The organism is Streptomyces sp. C1-1 (genome assembly GCF_050214755.1).
Classification (GTDB): Bacteria; Actinomycetota; Actinomycetes; order Streptomycetales; family Streptomycetaceae; genus Streptomyces.
Genome location: NZ_CP189826.1, coordinates 4,615,253 through 4,637,132 on the forward strand (window position 1 = coordinate 4,615,253; position 21,880 = coordinate 4,637,132).

The following is a 21,880-nucleotide window of genomic DNA, read 5'->3' on the forward strand; positions in this document are numbered from 1 at the left end:
GGCCCCTGGCTACCTGTGGGTAGATCCAGCCAAAGATGAATTTTCCTCAGCTTTGCCTGCGGTGCTGTCAGGCGGCGACCGCGACCTCGCCCCGCACCGGCTGAGCGGTCGCGTTCACCTCGGCGGTGAGCATCCTCGCCATGGGCTCGGCGGCGGCCTTGCGGCTGACGAAGAGGGCCAGCGTGATCGCCCCGGCGAGGACGACCGACCCGAGCCAGACCATGGTGTCGACGGGCACGGTGTACGCCCCCACGATCCGCGCCGCGCACTCCGCGAGCAGTGCCACGCCCCACACCCCGGAGAAGACCCGCTCCGACCGCCGGAACGCGGCCGAGCCGACCGCCAACCGCTCCCAGGCGGCCTCCCTCGCCGCGTCACCTCGCGTCAGGAAGGGCTTGAACGCCTCCGTCATCATCGGCCGGCCCATCGCCACGGATACCAGGACGGCGATCCCGATCACGCTGCTGACGCCACTGTCCTTGGCGAGCATCAGCCGCGGGTCGCCCGAGAGGAAGCTCAGCGCCAACGACACCACGTTGACCACGAGGATGAGCGCGGCGAGCGAGTTCGCCTTCCGCTCCTTGACGGCGCTCCACACGGTGCGCACGGCCGGCACCACGCTGCTCAGTGCCAGCGCGGCGAAGGTGCCGGTACCGAAGGCCTCCTTGAAGAGGTAGTAGGACCCGACGGGCACCGCCACGTCCACGATCAGCGGCCCGAAGGTGCTCTGCTTGCTCGCCTTGCCGGTGGTGCTCGTCTTCGTCGTCATGCGTTCAGCTTCGCGGACGGCACCCGCACGGCAGTAGAAACGATCGTCCGGGGCTCGGCATGACATTTGTCAGCCGAGCAGCCCCGCCAACTCACCCATGTCGTCGAAGAGTCGGGTGGCCCGGGCGAGCTTGCCGGCCGGCGTCATCGCGGTGAAGCCGTACACGTCCATCCCGGCCGCCACGGCCGCCCGCACGCCCAGCGGACTGTCCTCGACGACCACACACCGCTCGGGTGCGACACCCATCCGCTCGGCGGCGTACAGGAACAGATCGGGAGCCGGCTTGCCCCGCCCCACGTCCTCGGAGCTGAAGATCCGCTCCTCCCCGAACCACCGGTCCAGCCCGGTCGTCCGATGCCCCACCCGAATCCGCGCATGGCTCCCGGACGAGGCCACGCAGTACGGCACCCCGTCCGCCGCCAACTTCTCCAGCACCTCGCCGACGCCCGCCACGGGCTTCAACTCCCGCTCGAAGGCCGCGAAGACGCGCGCGTGGAACACGTCGTCGAAGTCCGCGGGCAGCGCCTGCCCCGTCCGCTCCAGGACCAGCTCATGAACCCGGTGCATGGCCGAGCCCATGTAGTCCCGTATGGAGTCCTCGTACGACGTCGGGTGCCCAAGCTCGGTCAGGTAGGCGGCAAGGAGCCGGTTGGAAATGGGCTCGCTGTCGACGAGCACGCCGTCGTTGTCGAAGATGACGAGGTCATAGCGCATGGAGTCACTGTAAACGCAGAAAACCCCGCACCTGAAAGGTGCGGGGTTTTCCCACAATTTGTTCGGCGGCGTCCTACTCTCCCACAGGGTCCCCCCTGCAGTACCATCGGCGCTGTAAGGCTTAGCTTCCGGGTTCGGAATGTAACCGGGCGTTTCCCTCACGCTATAACCACCGAAACACTATGAAGTTAGACCGGAAAAAAACACGGTCGTTGCCTCAGAACTAACACAGTGGACGCGAGCAACTGAGGACAAGCCCTCGGCCTATTAGTACCGGTCACCTCCACACGTTACCGTGCTTCCAGATCCGGCCTATCAACCCAGTCGTCTACTGGGAGCCTTACCCCATCAAGTGGGTGGGAGTCCTCATCTCGAAGCAGGCTTCCCGCTTAGATGCTTTCAGCGGTTATCCCTCCCGAACGTAGCCAACCAGCCATGCCCTTGGCAGGACAACTGGCACACCAGAGGTTCGTCCGTCCCGGTCCTCTCGTACTAGGGACAGCCCTTCTCAAGACTCCTACGCGCACAGCGGATAGGGACCGAACTGTCTCACGACGTTCTAAACCCAGCTCGCGTACCGCTTTAATGGGCGAACAGCCCAACCCTTGGGACCGACTCCAGCCCCAGGATGCGACGAGCCGACATCGAGGTGCCAAACCATCCCGTCGATATGGACTCTTGGGGAAGATCAGCCTGTTATCCCCGGGGTACCTTTTATCCGTTGAGCGACGGCGCTTCCACAAGCCACCGCCGGATCACTAGTCCCGACTTTCGTCCCTGCTCGACCCGTCGGTCTCACAGTCAAGCTCCCTTGTGCACTTACACTCAACACCTGATTGCCAACCAGGCTGAGGGAACCTTTGGGCGCCTCCGTTACTCTTTAGGAGGCAACCGCCCCAGTTAAACTACCCATCAGACACTGTCCCTGATCCGGATCACGGACCCAGGTTAGACATCCAGCACGACCAGACTGGTATTTCAACGACGACTCACCGCGAACTGGCGTCCGCGTTTCAAAGTCTCCCAGCTATCCTACACAAGCCGAACCGAACACCAATATCAAACTGTAGTAAAGGTCCCGGGGTCTTTCCGTCCTGCTGCGCGAAACGAGCATCTTTACTCGTAGTGCAATTTCACCGGGCCTATGGTTGAGACAGTCGAGAAGTCGTTACGCCATTCGTGCAGGTCGGAACTTACCCGACAAGGAATTTCGCTACCTTAGGATGGTTATAGTTACCACCGCCGTTTACTGGCGCTTAAGTTCTCAGCTTCGCCCCACCGAAATGGAGCTAACCGGTCCCCTTAACGTTCCAGCACCGGGCAGGCGTCAGTCCGTATACATCGCCTTACGGCTTCGCACGGACCTGTGTTTTTAGTAAACAGTCGCTTCTCGCTGGTCTCTGCGGCCACCCCCAGCTCACCGTGTAAAACGGATCACCGAGTGTGGCCCCCCTTCTCCCGAAGTTACGGGGGCATTTTGCCGAGTTCCTTAACCATAGTTCACCCGAACGCCTCGGTATTCTCTACCTGACCACCTGAGTCGGTTTAGGGTACGGGCCGCCATGAAACTCGCTAGAGGCTTTTCTCGACAGCATAGGATCATCCACTTCACCACAATCGGCTCGGCATCAGGTCTCAGACACATGAGCGGCGGATTTGCCTACCACTCGTCCTACACCCTTACCCCGGGACAACCACCGCCCGGGATGGACTACCTTCCTGCGTCACCCCATCACTCACCTACTACCAGCTCGGGTCACCGGCTCCACCACTCCGACCTCGTCCGAAGACTCAGCCGGCGGCTTCACGGGCTTAGCATCACTGGATTCAATGTTTGACGCTTCACAGCGGGTACCGGAATATCAACCGGTTATCCATCGACTACGCCTGTCGGCCTCGCCTTAGGTCCCGACTTACCCTGGGCAGATCAGCTTGACCCAGGAACCCTTAGTCAATCGGCGCAAACGTTTCTCACGTTTGTATCGCTACTCATGCCTGCATTCTCACTCGTGAACCGTCCACAACTACCTTCCGGTGCTGCTTCACCCGGCACACGACGCTCCCCTACCCATCACAGCGGGCGTTGGCCCTCATGCTGCAATGACACGACTTCGGCGGTACGCTTGAGCCCCGCTACATTGTCGGCGCGGAATCACTAGACCAGTGAGCTATTACGCACTCTTTCAAGGGTGGCTGCTTCTAAGCCAACCTCCTGGTTGTCTCTGCGACTCCACATCCTTTCCCACTTAGCGTACGCTTAGGGGCCTTAGTCGATGCTCTGGGCTGTTTCCCTCTCGACCATGGAGCTTATCCCCCACAGTCTCACTGCCGTGCTCTCACTTACCGGCATTCGGAGTTTGGCTAAGGTCAGTAACCCGGTAGGGCCCATCGCCTATCCAGTGCTCTACCTCCGGCAAGAAACACACGACGCTGCACCTAAATGCATTTCGGGGAGAACCAGCTATCACGGAGTTTGATTGGCCTTTCACCCCTAACCACAGGTCATCCCCCAGGTTTTCAACCCTGGTGGGTTCGGTCCTCCACGAAGTCTTACCTCCGCTTCAACCTGCCCATGGCTAGATCACTCCGCTTCGGGTCTTGAGCGTGCTACTAAAACGCCCTGTTCGGACTCGCTTTCGCTACGGCTACCCCACCCGGGTTAACCTCGCAACACACCGCAAACTCGCAGGCTCATTCTTCAAAAGGCACGCAGTCACGAGATGGAAGCAAGCTTCCATCCGACGCTCCCACGGCTTGTAGGCACACGGTTTCAGGTACTATTTCACTCCGCTCCCGCGGTACTTTTCACCATTCCCTCACGGTACTATCCGCTATCGGTCACCAGGGAATATTTAGGCTTAGCGGGTGGTCCCGCCAGATTCACACGGGATTTCTCGGGCCCCGTGCTACTTGGGTGTCTCTCAAACGAGCCGCTGACGTTTCGACTACGGGGGTCTTACCCTCTACGCCGGACCTTTCGCATGTCCTTCGCCTACATCAACGGTTTCTGACTCGTCCTGCCGCCGGCAGACGACAGAAGAGAGATCCCACAACCCCCACGACGCAACCCCTGCCGGGTCTCACACGTCGTAGGTTTGGCCTCATCCGGTTTCGCTCGCCACTACTCCCGGAATCACGGTTGTTTTCTCTTCCTGCGGGTACTGAGATGTTTCACTTCCCCGCGTTCCCTCCACTTGCCCTATGTGTTCAGGCAAGGGTGACAGCCCATGACGACTGCCGGGTTTCCCCATTCGGACACCCCCGGATCAAAGCCTGGTTGACGACTCCCCGGGGCCTATCGTGGCCTCCCACGTCCTTCATCGGTTCCTGGTGCCAAGGCATCCACCGTGCGCCCTTAAAAACTTGGCCACAGATGCTCGCGTCCACTGTGCAGTTCTCAAACAACGACCAGCCACCCATCACCCTGCTCCGAAGAACAAGTTCACTGGGGCCGGCGACTGAGGAAAAACCATTCCCTCAGACACCCAACAGCGTGCCCGGCCGGCTCCCGCCCGGAGATCATGCGTTCCACGCTCTTGCGAGCAGTACTAGCAGCCTCCGACCCAGAACCCGGCCGAATAGTCAACGTTCCACCCATGAGCAACCAGCATCAGACGTTCGCCGATGTACTGGCCTCTGACCGAGCGAACTCGGTAAGAAGTGCTCCTTAGAAAGGAGGTGATCCAGCCGCACCTTCCGGTACGGCTACCTTGTTACGACTTCGTCCCAATCGCCAGTCCCACCTTCGACAGCTCCCTCCCACAAGGGGTTGGGCCACCGGCTTCGGGTGTTACCGACTTTCGTGACGTGACGGGCGGTGTGTACAAGGCCCGGGAACGTATTCACCGCAGCAATGCTGATCTGCGATTACTAGCGACTCCGACTTCATGGGGTCGAGTTGCAGACCCCAATCCGAACTGAGACCGGCTTTTTGAGATTCGCTCCACCTCACGGTATCGCAGCTCATTGTACCGGCCATTGTAGCACGTGTGCAGCCCAAGACATAAGGGGCATGATGACTTGACGTCGTCCCCACCTTCCTCCGAGTTGACCCCGGCGGTCTCCCGTGAGTCCCCAGCACCACAAGGGCCTGCTGGCAACACGGGACAAGGGTTGCGCTCGTTGCGGGACTTAACCCAACATCTCACGACACGAGCTGACGACAGCCATGCACCACCTGTACACCGACCACAAGGGGGCGCCCATCTCTGGACGTTTCCGGTGTATGTCAAGCCTTGGTAAGGTTCTTCGCGTTGCGTCGAATTAAGCCACATGCTCCGCCGCTTGTGCGGGCCCCCGTCAATTCCTTTGAGTTTTAGCCTTGCGGCCGTACTCCCCAGGCGGGGAACTTAATGCGTTAGCTGCGGCACCGACGACGTGGAATGTCGCCAACACCTAGTTCCCACCGTTTACGGCGTGGACTACCAGGGTATCTAATCCTGTTCGCTCCCCACGCTTTCGCTCCTCAGCGTCAGTAATGGCCCAGAGATCCGCCTTCGCCACCGGTGTTCCTCCTGATATCTGCGCATTTCACCGCTACACCAGGAATTCCGATCTCCCCTACCACACTCTAGCTAGCCCGTATCGACTGCAGACCCGAGGTTAAGCCTCGGGCTTTCACAATCGACGTGACAAGCCGCCTACGAGCTCTTTACGCCCAATAATTCCGGACAACGCTTGCGCCCTACGTATTACCGCGGCTGCTGGCACGTAGTTAGCCGGCGCTTCTTCTGCAGGTACCGTCACTTTCGCTTCTTCCCTGCTGAAAGAGGTTTACAACCCGAAGGCCGTCATCCCTCACGCGGCGTCGCTGCATCAGGCTTTCGCCCATTGTGCAATATTCCCCACTGCTGCCTCCCGTAGGAGTCTGGGCCGTGTCTCAGTCCCAGTGTGGCCGGTCGCCCTCTCAGGCCGGCTACCCGTCGTCGCCTTGGTGAGCCATTACCTCACCAACAAGCTGATAGGCCGCGGGCTCATCCTTCACCGCCGGAGCTTTTAACCCTCACAGATGCCTGCGAGAGTGTTATCCGGTATTAGACCCCGTTTCCAGGGCTTGTCCCAGAGTGAAGGGCAGATTGCCCACGTGTTACTCACCCGTTCGCCACTAATCCCCACCGAAGTGGTTCATCGTTCGACTTGCATGTGTTAAGCACGCCGCCAGCGTTCGTCCTGAGCCAGGATCAAACTCTCCGTGAATGTTTTCCCGTATATCGGGATGAACACCACGAGAGCGGAACAGTCGAGCGGAATAGGCCCGACCGTTCACAGCGTCCTCGCTGTGTTTTCTTCAAAGGAACCTCGCCACCAGGAAATCCCGGTGTCGGGGTATCAACATATCTGGCGTTGACTTTTGGCACGCTGTTGAGTTCTCAAGGAACGGTCGCTTCCTTTGTACTCACCCTCTCGGGCTTTCCTCCGGGCGCTTCCCTTCGGTCTTGCGTTTCCGACTCTATCAGATCCTTTCGGCGTCTGATTCCCAGTCAGAGGGGGTTGTCTTCCCGGCTGTTGGGCCGTTCCGACGAGTGAGACTTTAGCGGATTCCCGGCCCCCGCGCTAATCGGCGGCCTGCGTCCTTCGAACGCGGATTCCTCATTTCGCGAATACGCACGCCAATAAAGCGACGGCAGCCTGATCGACTGCAGTCGAGTAGTGGTTGGTACTGCGGAATGGCTGTCCGGGGACCGACCGGAGTCGGCTCTCACGTCGGACAACTCGAAGAACCCTACGGACCCGCCCGGGGCGTGTCAACTTGCGGACAGACCGCGTCCCGGAGGCGTACGCTCGGGGCCATGACTACGCGTACGTGCACCCATCAGTGGTGGGCCGCCTGACGGCGGCCGTACTCACGTATGCACAACGGCCGCCGCTTCGGCGGCCGTTCTCGTTTCTCCCTCCAGAGCTCCGGAGGGCCGGCCGCCGGAGCGGCGGCCCGACCGGAGAAGGAGTGGAGAGATGACACGGGTCTTCAGCGGGATTCAACCGACCGGGCACCTGACGCTGGGGAACTACCTGGGGGCCATGCGGCGCTGGGCCGAGGTCGACCAGCATCAGGCCGACGCACTGTTCTGTGTGGTCGATCTGCACGCGCTGACCATGGACCATGATCCGGCGCGGGTGCGCAGACTCAGTCGGCAGGCCGCGACCCTGCTGCTCGCCTCGGGGCTGGACCCCGAGCTGTGCACGCTCTTCGTACAGAGTCATGTCGACGAGCACGCGCGGCTGTCGTACCTGCTGGAGTGCGTGGCGACCGACGGTGAGATGCGGCGGATGATCCAGTACAAGGAGAAGGCCGCGAAGGAGGCCGCCCGGGGCAGAAGCGTGCGGGTGTCGCTGCTGACGTATCCGGTGCTGATGGCGGCGGACATCCTCGCGTACGGGACGGACGAGGTACCGGTGGGTGAGGACCAGGCGCAGCACGTGGAGCTGGCGCGGGATCTGGCGGTGCGGTTCAACCAGCGCTACGGGCACACGTTCCCGGTGCCGCGGGCGACGCTGCCGGCGGTGGCCGCGCGGGTGATGAACCTGCAGGAGCCGACGCGGAAGATGGGGAAGTCGGACGAGTCGGGGCTGGGGGTCGTCTATCTGCTCGACGAGCCGGACGCCGTACGGAAGAAGGTCATGCGGGCCGTGACCGACAGTGGGCGGGACGTCGTCTACGACCCCGAGGAGCGGCCGGGGCTCGCGAACCTGCTGGAGGTCCTCGCCGCTTGCACGGGCGGAGACCCGGAGGCCCTGAGCGGTGCGTACGAGTCGTACGGCGCTCTGAAGAAGGACACCGCGGAGGCCGTGGTCGAGGTACTGAGGCCCCTGCAGGCCAGGCACCGGGAGCTGTGCGCCGATCCCGGGCATGTGGAGGAGGTGCTCCGGGCCGGTGCCGGGAGGGCTCGGGCGATGGCCCGGCCGACGGTGGATGCCGCCTATCGCGCGATCGGGTTGCTGCCTGCCGTCGCCGAGGGGGCGGAGGCGGATGCCGGTGCGGTGCTGAACGCGGTGCGGTAGGCGCGCGGGCTGGTGGCGAGGCGCGACGCGAAGTGCTGGCGCATCGTGACCTCGCTGCCGAAGCCGGCGCGGCGGGCGACCTCGGGCATGGGCAGGTCGGTGCGTTCGAGGAGTCTCTGGGCGGCGGCGATGCGCTGGTCGAGGAGCCAGCGCAGGGGGGTCGTTCCCGTTTCCGCGGTGAAGTGGCGGGCGAAGCTGCGCGGCGACATGCCGGCATGGGCGGCCAGGTCGGCGACCGTGAGCGGTTCGTGGAGGTGGCGCAGGGCGTGTTCGCGTACGGCGGCGAGGGTGTCGGCGTCGCGGTCGGCGCGGGGTGTGGGGTGCTCGATGAACTGTGCCTGGGTGCCGGTGCGGAACGGGGCGGTGACCATCGAGCGGGCGATGGTGGCCGCCGCTTCGGCGCCGTGGGAGCGGCGTACGAGGTGGAGGCAGAGGTCGATGCCGGCCGCGGTGCCGGCCGCGGTCCAGATGTTGTCGTCCTCGATGAACAGGGCGTCGGGGACGACGGTGACGTGGGGGTGGTGGGCGCGCAGGAGGTCGACGAGGTTCCAGTGGGTGATGGCGCGGCGGCCGTCGAGGAGTCCTGCCTGGGCGAGGGTGAAGGCTCCGCCGCAGAGGGCGGCGATGGTGGTGCCGCGGGCGTGGGCGCGGCGGAGGGCGTCGAGGACCGGGGTGGGTGCGGGGGTGAGGTGGTCGTCGAGGCCGGGGACGACGATCAGGTCGGCTCGGGGCAGCCAGTCGAGGGTGCGGTCGGGCAGTAGGGCCATGCCGCCGCGCATCGGGATGGGGGTGGTGCTGTCGGTGGCGACTCGGCGCAGGTCGAAGGCGGGGGCGCCGCGGTCGGTGCGGTCGGTGCCCCAGACCTCGGTGATGACGGAGACGTCGAAGGCACGGATGCCGGGGAAGGCGAGGAGGGCGACGCGGTGGGCGGGGGCGTCCGGGGCACTGGCCATGGATGGCAGTAAACCATCGATCGCTGTCTTTTCACCTGCTGGGACGCGGGGGCCGGCGGCGGCAGGATCGTGGGCATGGAGATCGCGGAGAACGCAGCACTGGTGGTCGTGGACGTGCAGAAGGGCTTCGACGAGGCCGGCTTCTGGGGGCCTCGGAACAACCCGGAGGCCGATGACAACATCGCGGCGCTGATCGACGTATGGCAGTCGACGGGGCGGCCGGTCGTGTTCGTGCGGCACGACTCCTCGAAGCCGGAGTCGCCGCTGCGGCCCGGATACGAGGGCAACGAGCTGAAGGAGTACGTCGAGGAGAGGAGGGGGAGGGGGGCCGGGCCCGAGCTGTTCCTGACGAAGACCGTGAACTCGGCGTTCCTCGGGACGCCGGATCTGGGTGCCTGGCTGCGGGAGGCGGGGATCTCGCAGTTCGTGCTCGCCGGCATCCAGACGAACATGTGCGTGGAGACGACGGCTCGGATGGGCGGGAATCTCGGGTACGAGGTGGTGGTCGCGTACGACGCGACGTACACCTTCGATCTGGAGGGGCCGTTCGGCTGGCGGCGCAGTGCGGAGGAGCTGGCGCAGGCGTCGGCGGTGTCCTTGCACGGGGGCGGGTTCGCGCGGGTGGTGAACACGAAGGAGCTGGTGGACACGGCGGCGGTGTGAACTGCCGCCCCCGGCGGGCCGGTCGGGGTCAGTCCTTCTTGCCGGAGGCGAGTTCGCGGCTGCGGTCGCGGGCGGCCTCGAGGGCGGCGATGAGGGCGGCGCGCACGCCGTGGTTCTCGAGTTCGCGGATGGCGTTGATGGTCGTGCCCGCGGGTGAGGTGACGTTCTCGCGGAGCTTGACCGGGTGTTCGCCGCTGTCGCGGAGCATGGTCGCGGCGCCGATCGCGGACTGCACGATCAGGTCGTGGGCCTTGTCGCGGGGCAGGCCGAGCAGGATGCCGGCGTCCGTCATGGCCTCGACCAGGTAGAAGAAGTAGGCCGGGCCGGAGCCGGAGAGGGCGGTGCAGGCGTCCTGCTGGGACTCGGGGACGCGCAGGGTCTTGCCGACGGCGCCGAAGATCTCCTCGGCGTGGGCGAGGTGTGCGGCGGTGGCGTGGGTGCCGCCGGAGATGACGGACATGGCCTCGTCGACGAGGGCGGGGGTGTTCGTCATGACGCGGACGACGGGGGTTCCGGCGGCCAGGCGCTCCTCGAAGAAGGAGGTGGGGATGCCGGCGGCGCCGCTGATGATCAGGCGGTCGGCGGGGACGTGCGGGGCGAGCTCGTCGAGGAGGGTGCCCATGTCCTGCGGCTTGACGGTGAGGATCAGGGTGTCGGCGGTCTTGGCGGCTTCCGGGTTGGTGACCGGGGTGACTCCGTAGCGGGTGCGGAGTTCTTCGGCCCGCTCCGGGCGGCGGGCGGTGACCAGGAGGTCGGCCGGGGCCCAGCCGCCGCGGATCATCCCGCTGAGCAGAGCTTCGCCGATCTTGCCGGTGCCGAGGACTGCGACTTTCTGGCTCATGGGGTCATCCTCGCACCGGCGGTGCGGGGCCGGGGCGGCTGTCCGGCTGGCGGAACGCCGCCGCGCGGGCCGCTATGCGGTGCGCCTCCTGAGGGTGGCCGCGCCGAGACCGAGGACCAGAAGGGCGCATCCGGCGACGATGAGGGCGTCGCGTACGAAGGCGGTCGTCATGTCGGTGTGCCTGAGGACCTCGTTCATGCCGTCGACGGCGTAGGACATGGGCAGGACGTTCGAGATGCCCTCCAGGACGGGCTGCATCTTCTCCCGCGGGGTGAGCAGGCCGCAGAGGACCAGCTGAGGGAAGATCACGGCCGGCATGAACTGGACCGCCTGGAACTCGGAGGCGGCGAAGGCGGAGACGAACAGGCCGAGGGCGGTGCCGAGGAGGGCGTCGAGGAGCGCCACCAGGAGCAGCAGCCATGGCGAGCCGATGACGTCCAGGCCGAGGAACCACAGGGCCAGGCCGGTGGCGATGGCGGACTGGACGATGGCGAGGGCACCGAAGGCGAGGGCGTAGCCGGCGATCAGGTCGCCCTTGGCCAGGGGCATCGCCAGGAGGCGTTCGAGGGTGCCGGAGGTGCGTTCGCGCAGGGTGGCGATGGAGGTCACCAGGAACATGGTGATCAGCGGGAAGATGCCGAGCAGTGAGGCGCCGATGTTGTCGAAGACCTGTGGGCTGCCGTCGTAGACGAAGCGGAGCAGGAAGAGCATCAGGCAGGGCACCACGAGCAGCAGGGCGATGGTCCGGGGGTCGTGGCGCAGCTGGCGCAGGACGCGGGCGGCCGTGGCGAGGGTGCGGGAGGCGTTCATCGGACGGTCTCCTTGCGGGTGCCGGTCGCGGCCGCCTGGTCGACGAGGTGGAGGAAGGCGGCTTCGACGGTGTCGGTACGGGTGCTGCTGCGCAGGGCCTCGGGGGTGTCGTCGGCGAGGATCTCGCCGTCGCGCATCAGCAGCAGGCGGTGGCAGCGCTCGGCCTCGTCCATGACGTGGGAGGAGACGAGGAGGGTGGCGCCGCGCTCGTCGGCGATGCGGTGGAAGAGGTTCCACAGGTCGCGGCGCAGCACCGGGTCGAGGCCGACGGTCGGTTCGTCGAGGACCAGGAGTTCCGGGGTGCCGAGGAGGGCCACGGCGAGGGAGACGCGGCTGCGCTGGCCGCCGGAGAGGTTGCCGGCGAGGGCGTCGGCGTGCGAGGTGAGGTCGACGTCGGCGATGGCGCGGGTGACGTTGTCGTGGCGGCGCTCGGCGGCGGCGCGGCCGGGGTCGAGGATCGCCGCGAAGTAGTGGAGGTTCTGGCGGATGGTCAGGTCGTCGTAGACGGACGGGTCCTGGGTGACGTAGCCGATGCGGGAGCGGAGTGCGGCGTCGCCCGCGGGGCGGCCGAGGACTTCCAGGGTGCCGGTGACCTTGGCCTGGGTGCCGACGATCGAGCGCATCAGGGTGGTCTTGCCGCAGCCGGAGGGGCCGAGCAGGCCGGTGATCTGGCCGTGCGGCACGGTGAAACGGAGGTCGCGGAGGACCTGGCGTGCGCCTCGGACGACGCTCAGCGCCTCGGCCCGGACGGCGGGTTCCTCCGGGGCGGGCTCCGGGGGGTCGGTGCGCGCCGACTCGTAATTCATCATGTGCTGAATAATCCTCTCGGCCGCGTTTCGGCGTCAAGGGCTGAACGGCCCATGGCCCGCTGATTCGTGCCGGAGCCCGGGGTCGGGGAGGCGACGATCAGCAGGACGTCGTACGTCTCCTCGACCGTGCCGTCGGGGAAGGACCGCAGCAGGTGCGCGCGCTCCTGCGCGAGGAAGGCGGCCGTCGCCTCCGCGCCCTGCACCAGGAAGATCGAGTGGCTGCCGATGTTGGCCAGGTGGGTGTCGACGGAGACCGTGCGGCTCCAGCGGACGACGCGGTGGGCGTGGGCGGGGACCTCGTCGACGCCCTCGAAGGCGAGTGCCGTGCGGACGGTGGCCGCTCCCTGCTTGTTGCCGTACTCGCCGCGGAAGTGGTGCCGGATGCGGTCGGACTGCTCGGCGATCCACGGGACGTCGGACGCGTCCTGGTTCCACCACATCGCCAGCGCACCGCCGGGCCGCAGTACGCGCCGCGCCTCGGCCAGCGAGCGGGCCGGCCGCGTCCAGTGCCAGGCCTGGGCGTAGGTGACGAAGTCGACCGAGTCGTCCGCCAGCGGGAGGGCGTCGCCGTCGCCCAGGACGAGCGGAACGCCGGGCAGGGCGCGGCGGAACTCCGCCCCCATCCCCTCGCCCGGCTCCACGGCGATCACCTCGGCGCCACGGGCACGCAGCAGGCCGGTCGCGATGCCGGTCCCGGCACCCACGTCCGCGACCCGGGCGCCGTCGAGGGAACGGCCCGCCAGGTCCTCGATCGCGTCGAGGAGGGCGGGTGGATAGGAGGGCCGGTTGGCGGCGTACTGGGCCGCGGCGGCGTCGAAGGAGCGGGCACGGGCGGTGCGGGAGGGAGCCGTCATACGGCCATGGTGGCCCTCGCCGGGGGCGGGGGCGGGGGCGGCGGGATTTCGGTGTGCCGGGTTCTCGGGCTGGCGGGGTCTCGGCGTGCGGGCTTCTCGGGCTGGCGGGGTCTCGGCGTGCGGGGTTCTCGGGCTGGTGGGGTCTCGGCGTGCGGGTTTCTCGGCGTGCGGGCTTCTCGGGCTGGCGGGGTCTCGGCGTGCCGGGCCGTGGGCGTGCCGGGTCGTGGGCGTGCCGGGGGCTCGGCGTGCCGGCCCGCGGCGGCCGGGGCCGTCAGGAGCGGCGGCGCTTCTTGGACGGGTCGCCGGTGCGGCGGGTGCTGCGCTTCTCGTGCCGCTCGCGCGCCGCCTCGTACTCCTGCCGGTGGAGCTTCTCGCCGGGGGCCTCGGTGAGGGAGCGGAAGAAGTAGGCGAGGAGCGAGCCGACGAAGCCGATGGCCAGCAGGCCGCGCAGGGAGGCCTGGCGGTCGGGGTCGGGTCGGCGGGAGAAGGAGTCCCAGGTGTTGCGGAAGGCCAGCGCGCTGCACACGGCGAACATGACGACGACCAGGACCATCACGAAGACGCCGGTGTCGGCGATCCGCAGCCCCTGGAAGGCGAAGCGCAGGACCAGGCAGGAGGCGACGGCGGCGACGAGCGAGCCGACGGCCGCGGCGGCGCGGCGCAGGGGATAGCCGTTGTCGTGGTCCACCCAGGTGGTACCGAAGAAGCGCAGGGGCTCGGGCCGGGGGCCTCCGGTGGAGCCCGCCTTGTCCTGGGTGCCGGGTTCGTCGCTCACGGGACGATTATGGCGGTGGGGCGGGGGCGGGCTCCGGCCGGGCCTAGGAGCAGCGCGGTGCCACGTATCCGTCGCTGCCGGTGTTCACGTACGTGTCCGAGATGTACTCGCCGTTGTCGATGTTGTCCCAGATATCGGAGGTGCCGTAGTAGCCCGAGACCGTGGTGCCGGGCCGCTGGCAGAAGATCGGGACCGAGGCGCCCACGGGCAGGACGCGGACGATGGAGTAGCCGGTGCCCGGACCACTGCGGACGTTGACGCGGGTGTCCGGTGCGATCGGGTAGTACCGCACGGTGGCCGCCGCGGGGGTGGCCAGCGCTCCCATCGTCATGAGCAGGGCCCCGGTGGCCGCCGTGAGCAGGACGGACCGACGGCTCTTGGAGATCATGGACATCCTCCGGGTCGTGGTGTTCGGTCAGCCGCCGCAGCGGGGGCGGATGTAACCGTCGCTGCCGGTGAGGACGTAGGCGTCCGAGATGAACTCGTCGCTTCCGATGCAGTCCCAGATGCTGCTCGTGCCGTACGGGCCGGTGACGGACGTACCGGGAGACTGACAGAGGATGGCGACGCGCGAACCCTCCGGCAGAACACGGACGATGGGGTAGCTGGTACCCGGGCCGCTGCGGACGTTGAGGCGGACACCCGGTGCGATCGCATACGTCGTGGACGCCGCCGCGGCCATCGTCGACACGGCCTCCTCCTCGCCGCCCTCGACCTCTTCCACGTGGTCAACAGACATGAAAAACCTCCCCCGTTGCTCCCCATGACATCCATGGGGCCCCATTGATTCCCCTGAATCGCGCCATGAAACACACATACGCGACTCGCACGCGGAAGCTAGCACGCCGCCTCTGTCTCGTACGACCCATCGACTAGGCTCCGTGCGTCGCGCGCGCGGACGTACAGCACGGGGGTGGTTCCATGGCGCCACAGCACGACACCGGAGCGGGCGCGGAAGCGGAACTTCCCGACTACGCCGGTCACTACCGCCTGGAGTCCTGCCTCGGCTCGGGCGGCATGGGTGTGGTGCACCTGGCGCGGAGCACCTCCGGCATGAAGGTGGCGGTGAAGGTCGTCCATGCCGAGTTCGCCAAGGACCCCGAGTTCAGGGGGCGGTTCCGGCAGGAGGTGGCCGCGGCTCGGCGGGTCAGCGGGGCCTTCACCGCGCCCGTTGTCGACGCGGATCCGGAGGCCGAACGGCCCTGGATGGCCACCCTGTTCATCCCCGGGTCCACTCTCTCCGATCATGTGAAGCGGAACGGGCCCATGGACGCTGCTCAGTTGCGCCGGCTGATGGCGGGGCTGGCCGAGGCACTGCGCGACATCCACCGGGTGGGCGTCGTGCACCGGGACCTGAAGCCCAGCAATGTGCTACTCGCCGACGACGGTCCGAAGGTCATCGACTTCGGCATTTCTCGGCCAAAGGACAGCGAACTGCGGACCGAGACGGGGAAGTTGATCGGGACGCCGCCGTTCATGGCGCCCGAGCAGTTCCGGCGTCCGCGGGAGGTCGGCCCGGCGGCGGACGTCTTCGCACTGGGGTCGGTGATGGTGCACGCGGCGACGGGGCGCGGGCCGTTCGACTCCGACAGCCCGTACATCGTCGCCTACCAGGTGGTGCACGACGAGCCCGACCTGGCGGGCGTACCGGCGAATCTCGCGCCGCTGGTGCTGCGGTGCCTGGCCAAGGAACCCGAGGACCGGCCCACACCCGACGAGTTGATGCGGGAACTGCGGTCGGTGGCGGCCTCGTACGACACGCAGGCGTTCATACCGGCGCAGCGGTCGGCGGACCCGTCCGCGCCGCCCGCGCAGGACGCGGAGGAGCGGCAGGCGGAACCGGTGAGGGGGCGCCGTCGCAGGCGGGCCGTCCTCGTGGGCCTGGCGCTGGCTCTCGTCGTCGGTGGCGGGCTCGCCTGGACGCAGTTGCCGGACGACGGCAAGGCCGCCGCGCACCGGAAAGCCGCCGCTGCTCCCTCCGCCTCCCCGGAGCCCAAGTCCTGGGCGACGAAGCCGGCCCGTAAGGCGAGCGGCGTGCCCAAGTGCACCTTCGGCGTGCGGAAACTGCTGTGTGTCCAGCACGGACTGGTCTCCGCCCTCGGTCCGGCCGACGGCAGCGTGCTCTGGCGGCGCAGCCTGCCCCTGAGCGGCCCCTCCCTCCCGGCGCCGGTCGTCTCGGGTGGGCTGGTGCAGGTGCTGGCCGGTGGCGGGAAGCGTGTGGAGGCGCTCGATCCGTCGTCCGGCAGGACTCGGTGGAGTCTGGACGTCTCGGCCTACCGCGGCATTCGCTACGCGGGCGGCATGCTGCTGCTGAGCGGCGCCGACGGCAAGGTGACCGGCGTGGACAGCGCCTCGGGAGCGACGCGGTGGAGCCGGCGGATACCCGGGCTGAGCGAGCCGTACTTCCTGTCATTCCCCGGGAGTCCGCTGGCCATCGCCACGACGGTGACCGGGGACGGGACGAGGACGCGCGTCACCGCGGTCGACGCCACGACGGGAGACGTCCGCTGGGACGCGCTGCTCGACGGCAGTCTGACCCCTGTCGGCATCACGGGAGGCAGCGTCGTGTTCCTGTCCGTCGACCGGACGAGCGCCGCGTCGGACACCGTCATCCGTTACAACCCGGAGACGAAGGTGTCCCGTCGGGTGGCGCTGCGGGTTCCGCTCGGACAGGCGGGAGCCACCGTTCACAAGAACCTGGTCTTCGTCCTGGGCACCGGGGGTTCCCTGACGGTCGTCGACACCGGCGCCGGCAAGCAGCTGTGGTCTCTCGAAACCGCCGTGAGCCGGGGCTCGGCACCGGTCACCGACGGCCGACGGGTCTATTTCACCGCCGCCGACGGGCGACTGCTCGCCGTGGACGCCGCCGGGGGACGGCTCCTCGGACAGACCTCACCGCGGCTCGGCACGGACACGGCCGCTTTCACAGCCACCTTGCCCTCGCCCCAGATCTCCGGCCCCCACATCTACGCCTCCGCCCCCGACGGCACCGTCTTCTCCGTCGACTCCCGGAATCCCGCCGCCTGGTAGCGCGGGCGCCTCCGGCGCGGCGGGACGCGAAGGGGCCGCCCCCGTGGTGGAGGCGGCCCCTGAGTCGGGTTCGGGCAGGGGGTCAGCCCAGCTTGGACACGTCCCGCACCGCGCCCTTGTCCGCGCTGGTCGCCATCGCCGCGTAGGCCCGCAGCGCCGCCGACACCTTCCGCTCCCGCGACTTCGGCGCGTACGTGCCGCCCAGCGCCGCGTCCCGTCGCGCGAGCTCGGCCTCGTCGACCAGGAGCTCGATCGTGCGGTTCGGGATGTCGATGCGGATGCGGTCGCCGTCCTCGACGAGCGCGATCGTGCCGCCGGACGCGGCCTCCGGGGAGGCGTGGCCGATGGACAGGCCCGACGTGCCGCCCGAGAAGCGGCCGTCGGTGATCAGGGCGCAGGTCTTGCCGAGGCCGCGGCCCTTGAGGAAGGAGGTGGGGTAGAGCATCTCCTGCATGCCGGGGCCGCCCTTGGGGCCCTCGTAACGGATGACGACCACGTCGCCGTCCGTGACCTGCTTGTTGAGGATCTTCTCGACCGCTTCCTCCTGCGACTCGCAGACGACCGCCGGGCCCTCGAAGGTCCAGATCGACTCGTCGACGCCGGCCGTCTTGACCACGCAGCCGTCCACCGCCAGGTTGCCCTTGAGGACCGCCAGGCCGCCGTCCTTGGAGTACGCGTGCTCGGCGGAGCGGATGCAGCCCTCCGCCGCGTCCTCGTCCAGCGCCTCCCAGCGCTCGGACTGGGAGAAGGCCTCGGCGGAGCGGACGCAGCCGGGGGCCGCGTGCCACAGTTCGACCGCCTCGGGCGAGGGGGAACCGCCGCGCACGTCCCAGGTCTTCAGCCAGTCCGCGAGGGACGGGCTGTGGACCGAGTGGACGTCCTCGTTGAGCAGGCCGGCGCGGTGCAGCTCGCCGAGCAGGGCCGGGATGCCGCCGGCGCGGTGCACGTCCTCCATGTAGTACGTGCGGTTCTTCGCGACGTTCGGGGCCACCTTCGCCAGGCACGGCACCCGGCGCGAGACCTCGTTGATCTCCTCGAGGCCGAACGGGACGCCGGCCTCCTGGGCGGCGGCCAGCAGGTGCAGGATCGTGTTGGTCGAGCCGCCCATCGCGATGTCCAGGGCCATCGCGTTCTCGAAGGCGGAGAAGGTCGCGATCGAGCGGGGCAGGACCGTGTCGTCGTCCTGCTCGTAGTAGCGGCGGGTGATGTCCATGACCGTCCGCGCGGCGGCGACGTAGAGCTGCTTGCGCGCGGTGTGGGTCGCCAGCACCGAGCCGTTGCCGGGCAGGGAGAGGCCGATGGCCTCCGTCAGGCAGTTCATCGAGTTGGCGGTGAACATGCCGGAACAGCTGCCGCAGGTCGGACAGGCGTTCTCCTCGATACGGAGGATGTCCTCGTCCGAGATCTTGTCGTTCACGGCGTCGGAGATCGCATCGACCAGGTCGAGGGTGCGGACGGTGCCGTCGACGAGGGTCGCGCGGCCGGCCTCCATCGGTCCGCCGGAGACGAAGACCGTCGGGATGTTCAGGCGCAGCGCCGCGTTCAGCATGCCCGGCGTGATCTTGTCGCAGTTGGAGATGCAGACCAACGCGTCGGCGCAGTGCGCCTCGACCATGTACTCGACGGAGTCCGCGATCAGGTCGCGGGAGGGCAGCGAGTACAGCATGCCGCCGTGGCCCATCGCGATGCCGTCGTCGACGGCGATGGTGTTGAACTCGCGCGGGATGCCGCCCGCCTCGACGATCGCCTCGCTGACGATCCGGCCGACCGGCTGCAGGTGGGTGTGGCCGGGGACGAACTCGGTGAAGGAGTTGGCGACGGCGATGATCGGCTTGCGGCCGATGTCCGCACCGGGTACACCGGAGGCGCGCATAAGGGCGCGGGCGCCCGCCATGTTGCGGCCGTGGGTGACTGTGCGGGACCTCAGCTCGGGCATCGTCGCTCGCTCCTTCAGACAGATAGGGCTGCTACCGAGACTACGCCGGTCATCCAGGGGTCGGGACGCGGTGTCCGGAATGCGGGACGATCGTCTCGTAGGGCCGCGCCGCCGCCGTAGGGACTCGGTCGGGCTCGGTGGTCTTCGTCCTGGCGACCGCACCGCCGCCGTTGGGGCTCAGTACCCGGTGAGGTGTCCCTGCACCACCGGCGCCACCCGCGCGATCACCTGCTCGATGTCCGCCGAGGCCAGCGGCTCCAGCTTGATCACGTACCGCATCATCGCGCACCCCACCAGCTGCGCGGCCGCCAGCTCGGCGCGCAGCTCCGCGTCCGGCGCGTCCAGCTGGGCGGCGACGCGGCGCATCAGCTGGGAGGCGATCAGGCGGCGGAAGACGGTGGCGGCGGTCTCGTTGTTGACGGCGGAGCGCAGGATCGCCAGCAGGGGCGTACGGGTGGCGGGGTTCTCCCAGACGCCGAAGACGAAGCGGGTCAGGCGCTCGCCGACGCCGTCGAGCGGTCCGTCGGCCACCGCCTCGGGCGCGTTCAGCGCGGGCGCGAAGGCGACCTCGATGGCCGCCGCGAAGATCTGTTCCTTGGTGCCGAAGTAGTGGTGCACCAGCGCCGAGTCCACGCCGGCCGCCTTCGCGATCCCCCGTACGGACGTCTTGTCGTATCCGCGTTCGGAGAACTCCTCGCGGGCCACGGTCAGGATGCGGTCCCGGGTGCCGGCGGACTCCGTGCGGGTTCGCCGGCCCCGGCGCCGGGAGGTGACCTCGGGTCCGGTCACGGCCGGGGCACCCGCACCGCGGACGCGAGGTGGAGGCGGGTGAAGGCCAGGGCCTCCGCCAGGTCGGCCTCGCGCTCGGCGCCGGACATCGCACGACGGGTGTTGACCTCGATGACGACATGGCCGTCGAAGCCGGTCCGGGCGAGACGTTCCAGCAGCTCGGCGCAGGGCTGGGAGCCGCGGCCGGGCACCAGGTGCTCGTCCTTCGCCGAACCCTTGCCGTCCGCGAGGTGCACATGGCCGAGGCGGTCGCCCATCCGGTCGACCATCTGCAGCGCGTCGGAGCGGGCCGTCGCACTGTGGCTGAGGTCGATCGTGAAGTGGCGGTAGTCCTCCTTGGTCACGTCCCAGTCGGGGGCGTACGCCAGCATCTCTCGGTCGCGGTAGCGCCAGGGGTACATGTTCTCGACGGCGAACCGCACGTCGGTCTCGTTCGCCATGCGCCAGATCCCGGTGACGAAGTCACGGGCGTACTGGCGCTGCCAGCGGAAGGGCGGGTGGACGACGACCGTGCTCGCGCCCAGCTTCTCCGCCGCCGCCTGGGCGCGCTGGAGCTTGACCCAGGGGTCGGTGGACCACACGCGCTGCGTGATGAGCAGACAAGGGGCGTGCACCGCCAGGATCGGGATCTGGTGGTAGTCGCTGAGTCTGCGCAGCGCCTCCATGTCCTGGCTGACCGGGTCCGTCCACACCATGACCTCGACACCGTCGTACCCGAGGCGCGCGGCGATCTCGAAGGCCGTCGCCGTGGACTCCGGGTACACGGAGGCCGTGGACAGCGCGACCTTCGCATCCGGGATGCACACTGGCTCCGCCATGCCGACAGGTTACGGGGTGCGGTGGGCGGGGTGCGGGGCACCTATTCGCCGTTGTGGCGTTCACCACGGGCGCGTGCGGGTGTTTTGTGGCGTGTCGCGCGGTTCCCCGCGCCCCCGCCTCCTACTCCGACCCCATGTGATCGAGCCGACGCAGGATCACGCCCTCCCGCAGCGCCCAGGGGCAGATCTCCAGGCACTCCACGCCGAACAGGTCCATCGCACCCTCGGCGACCAGGGCACCCGCGAGCAGCTGGCCCGCCCGGCCCTCCGACACGCCGGGCAGTTCGGCCCGCCGGGCCGTCGTCATTTCCGCCAGTTTCGGGACCCAGGCCTCCAGGGTCTCCCGCTTCAGTTCACGCTGGACGTAGAGACCCTCCGTCGACCTGGCCGCGCCGGCGAGACGGGCCAGCTGCTTGAAGGTCTTCGACGTCCCCACGACGTGGTCGGGGGCGCCGAAGCGGCTGAACTCGCCGACGGTACGGGCGATCTGGGCGCGCACATGGCGGCGCAGGGCCCTTATCGGCTCCGGGCCGGGCGGGTCGCCGGGCAGCCAGGCCGCGGTGAGGCGGCCGGCGCCCAGCGGGAGGGAGACGGCGGCGTCCGGCTCCTCGTCCATGCCGTAGGCGATCTCCAGGGAGCCGCCGCCGATGTCGAGGACGAGCAGCTTGCCCGCGGACCAGCCGAACCAGCGGCGGGCCGCGAGGAAGGTGAGCCGGGCCTCCTCCGCGCCGGTGAGGACCCCCAGCTCGACGCCGGTCTCGGCCTTCACGCGCGCGAGGACGTCGTCGGCGTTGCCGGCCTCGCGGACGGCGGAGGTCGCGAAGGGCAGCATCTCCTCGACGCCCTTGTCCTCGGCGGCCTGCAGGCACTCGTGGATCACGGCGACCAGCTTCTCGATGCCCTCGGGGCCGATCGCCCCGCTGTCGTCGAGGAGTTGGGCAAGGCGCAGCTCCGTCTTGTGCGAGTGCGCGGGCAGCGGTCGCGCGCCAGGGTGCGCATCCACCACCAGCAGATGCACCGTGTTCGAACCCACGTCGAGGACACCGAGTCTCATGTACGGAACGCTACTGCCAGCGGGGCCGTACTCCGTCCTCGGTGGGGCTGCGGGAGCCTTAGGCTG

17 protein-coding genes and 3 rRNA genes are annotated in these 21,880 nt (G+C 67.9%); 3 read left to right on the top strand and 17 right to left on the bottom strand.

Translation table 11 applies throughout. From position 1 onward, the window contains the following. Positions 1–67: 67 nt before the first annotated feature. From ACQF4J_RS21095 to ACQF4J_RS21115, 5 genes are all read right to left on the bottom strand, one after another. Complete coding sequence (locus ACQF4J_RS21095; protein ID WP_351806196.1) at positions 68–769, bottom strand: VC0807 family protein; 702 nt, start codon at positions 767–769, stop codon at positions 68–70. A gap of 69 nt (positions 770–838) precedes the next feature. Beyond that, a complete protein-coding gene (locus ACQF4J_RS21100; RefSeq protein WP_351582697.1) occupies positions 839–1,483 on the bottom strand; it encodes an HAD family hydrolase in 645 nt (214 codons plus the stop codon). A gap of 60 nt (positions 1,484–1,543) precedes the next feature. Beyond that, a 5S ribosomal RNA gene (gene rrf, locus ACQF4J_RS21105) occupies positions 1,544–1,660 on the bottom strand. 70 nt (positions 1,661–1,730) lie between these two features. Then, positions 1,731–4,852: ribosomal RNA gene (locus ACQF4J_RS21110) — 23S ribosomal RNA — on the bottom strand. 302 nt (positions 4,853–5,154) lie between these two features. After that, positions 5,155–6,679: ribosomal RNA gene (locus ACQF4J_RS21115) — 16S ribosomal RNA — on the bottom strand. Together the 16S, 23S and 5S rRNA genes form the textbook arrangement of a ribosomal RNA operon. A gap of 756 nt (positions 6,680–7,435) precedes the next feature. Here ACQF4J_RS21115 and trpS point away from each other — a divergent pair. Further along, a complete protein-coding gene (gene trpS / locus ACQF4J_RS21120; protein ID WP_351574178.1) occupies positions 7,436–8,482 on the top strand; it encodes a tryptophan--tRNA ligase in 1,047 nt (348 codons plus the stop codon). Here trpS and ACQF4J_RS21125 read toward each other — a convergent pair. Then, positions 8,401–9,435: a GlxA family transcriptional regulator gene (locus ACQF4J_RS21125; RefSeq protein WP_351801215.1), complete on the bottom strand. Its 1,035-nt coding sequence runs from the start codon at positions 9,433–9,435 to the stop codon at positions 8,401–8,403. The two genes, trpS and ACQF4J_RS21125, sit on opposite strands and share 82 nt — an antisense overlap. A 75-nt stretch (positions 9,436–9,510) precedes the next feature. On the opposite strand from ACQF4J_RS21125, the gene ACQF4J_RS21130 reads away from it, so the two are divergent. After that, positions 9,511–10,098, top strand: a complete 588-nt coding sequence (locus tag ACQF4J_RS21130) for a cysteine hydrolase family protein (protein WP_351574163.1) — start codon at positions 9,511–9,513, stop codon at positions 10,096–10,098. Positions 10,099–10,126: 28 nt separating this feature from the next. Here ACQF4J_RS21130 and proC read toward each other — a convergent pair whose 3' ends face one another. The 7 genes from proC to ACQF4J_RS21165 form a co-directional block, all read right to left on the bottom strand. Beyond that, positions 10,127–10,939, bottom strand: coding sequence for a pyrroline-5-carboxylate reductase (proC, locus tag ACQF4J_RS21135; protein WP_351574159.1), 813 nt, complete (start codon positions 10,937–10,939; stop codon positions 10,127–10,129). A 72-nt stretch (positions 10,940–11,011) separates the two neighbouring features. Then, positions 11,012–11,749 carry an ABC transporter permease gene (locus ACQF4J_RS21140; protein ID WP_058923970.1) on the bottom strand — a complete coding sequence of 246 codons (738 nt, stop codon included), beginning with the start codon at positions 11,747–11,749 and terminating at the stop codon, positions 11,012–11,014. Continuing rightward, positions 11,746–12,558: an ABC transporter ATP-binding protein gene (locus ACQF4J_RS21145; RefSeq protein WP_351574153.1), complete on the bottom strand. Its 813-nt coding sequence runs from the start codon at positions 12,556–12,558 to the stop codon at positions 11,746–11,748. Before ACQF4J_RS21145 ends, ACQF4J_RS21140 begins: the two co-directional genes overlap by 4 nt. Further along, complete coding sequence (locus ACQF4J_RS21150; protein ID WP_427166488.1) at positions 12,555–13,412, bottom strand: class I SAM-dependent methyltransferase; 858 nt, start codon at positions 13,410–13,412, stop codon at positions 12,555–12,557. The genes ACQF4J_RS21145 and ACQF4J_RS21150 overlap by 4 nt, the downstream gene beginning before the upstream one ends. Before the next feature lie 271 nt (positions 13,413–13,683). Continuing rightward, positions 13,684–14,187, bottom strand: coding sequence for an EamA/RhaT family transporter (locus ACQF4J_RS21155; protein WP_427166489.1), 504 nt, complete (start codon positions 14,185–14,187; stop codon positions 13,684–13,686). A gap of 43 nt (positions 14,188–14,230) precedes the next feature. After that, entirely contained in the window at positions 14,231–14,518 is a 288-nt protein-coding gene (locus tag ACQF4J_RS21160) for an SH3 domain-containing protein (RefSeq protein WP_351574201.1), read from the bottom strand. A gap of 84 nt (positions 14,519–14,602) precedes the next feature. Then, entirely contained in the window at positions 14,603–14,926 is a 324-nt protein-coding gene (locus ACQF4J_RS21165; RefSeq protein ID WP_351574144.1) for an SH3 domain-containing protein, read from the bottom strand. 182 nt (positions 14,927–15,108) lie between these two features. On the opposite strand from ACQF4J_RS21165, the gene ACQF4J_RS21170 reads away from it, so the two are divergent. Continuing rightward, positions 15,109–17,217 carry a serine/threonine-protein kinase gene (locus tag ACQF4J_RS21170; RefSeq protein ID WP_427166491.1) on the top strand — a complete coding sequence of 703 codons (2,109 nt, stop codon included), beginning with the start codon at positions 15,109–15,111 and terminating at the stop codon, positions 17,215–17,217. Between the two features lie 82 nt (positions 17,218–17,299). Here ACQF4J_RS21170 and ilvD read toward each other — a convergent pair whose 3' ends face one another. From ilvD to ACQF4J_RS21190, 4 genes are all read right to left on the bottom strand, one after another. Next, positions 17,300–19,153, bottom strand: a complete 1,854-nt coding sequence (ilvD, locus tag ACQF4J_RS21175) for a dihydroxy-acid dehydratase (RefSeq protein ID WP_351574138.1) — start codon at positions 19,151–19,153, stop codon at positions 17,300–17,302. A gap of 177 nt (positions 19,154–19,330) precedes the next feature. Continuing rightward, complete coding sequence (locus ACQF4J_RS21180) at positions 19,331–19,942, bottom strand: TetR/AcrR family transcriptional regulator (protein WP_351574135.1); 612 nt, start codon at positions 19,940–19,942, stop codon at positions 19,331–19,333. After that, positions 19,939–20,760 (bottom strand): sugar phosphate isomerase/epimerase family protein, encoded by an 822-nt coding sequence (locus ACQF4J_RS21185; protein WP_142154288.1) that lies wholly within the window; start codon positions 20,758–20,760, stop codon positions 19,939–19,941. The genes ACQF4J_RS21180 and ACQF4J_RS21185 overlap by 4 nt, the downstream gene beginning before the upstream one ends. Positions 20,761–20,881: 121 nt before the next feature. Continuing rightward, the gene (locus ACQF4J_RS21190; protein ID WP_351574129.1) at positions 20,882–21,814 is read right to left on the bottom strand and encodes a Ppx/GppA phosphatase family protein; all 933 of its coding nucleotides are present in this window, start codon (positions 21,812–21,814) and stop codon (positions 20,882–20,884) included. Between the last annotated feature and the right edge of the window lie 66 nt (positions 21,815–21,880).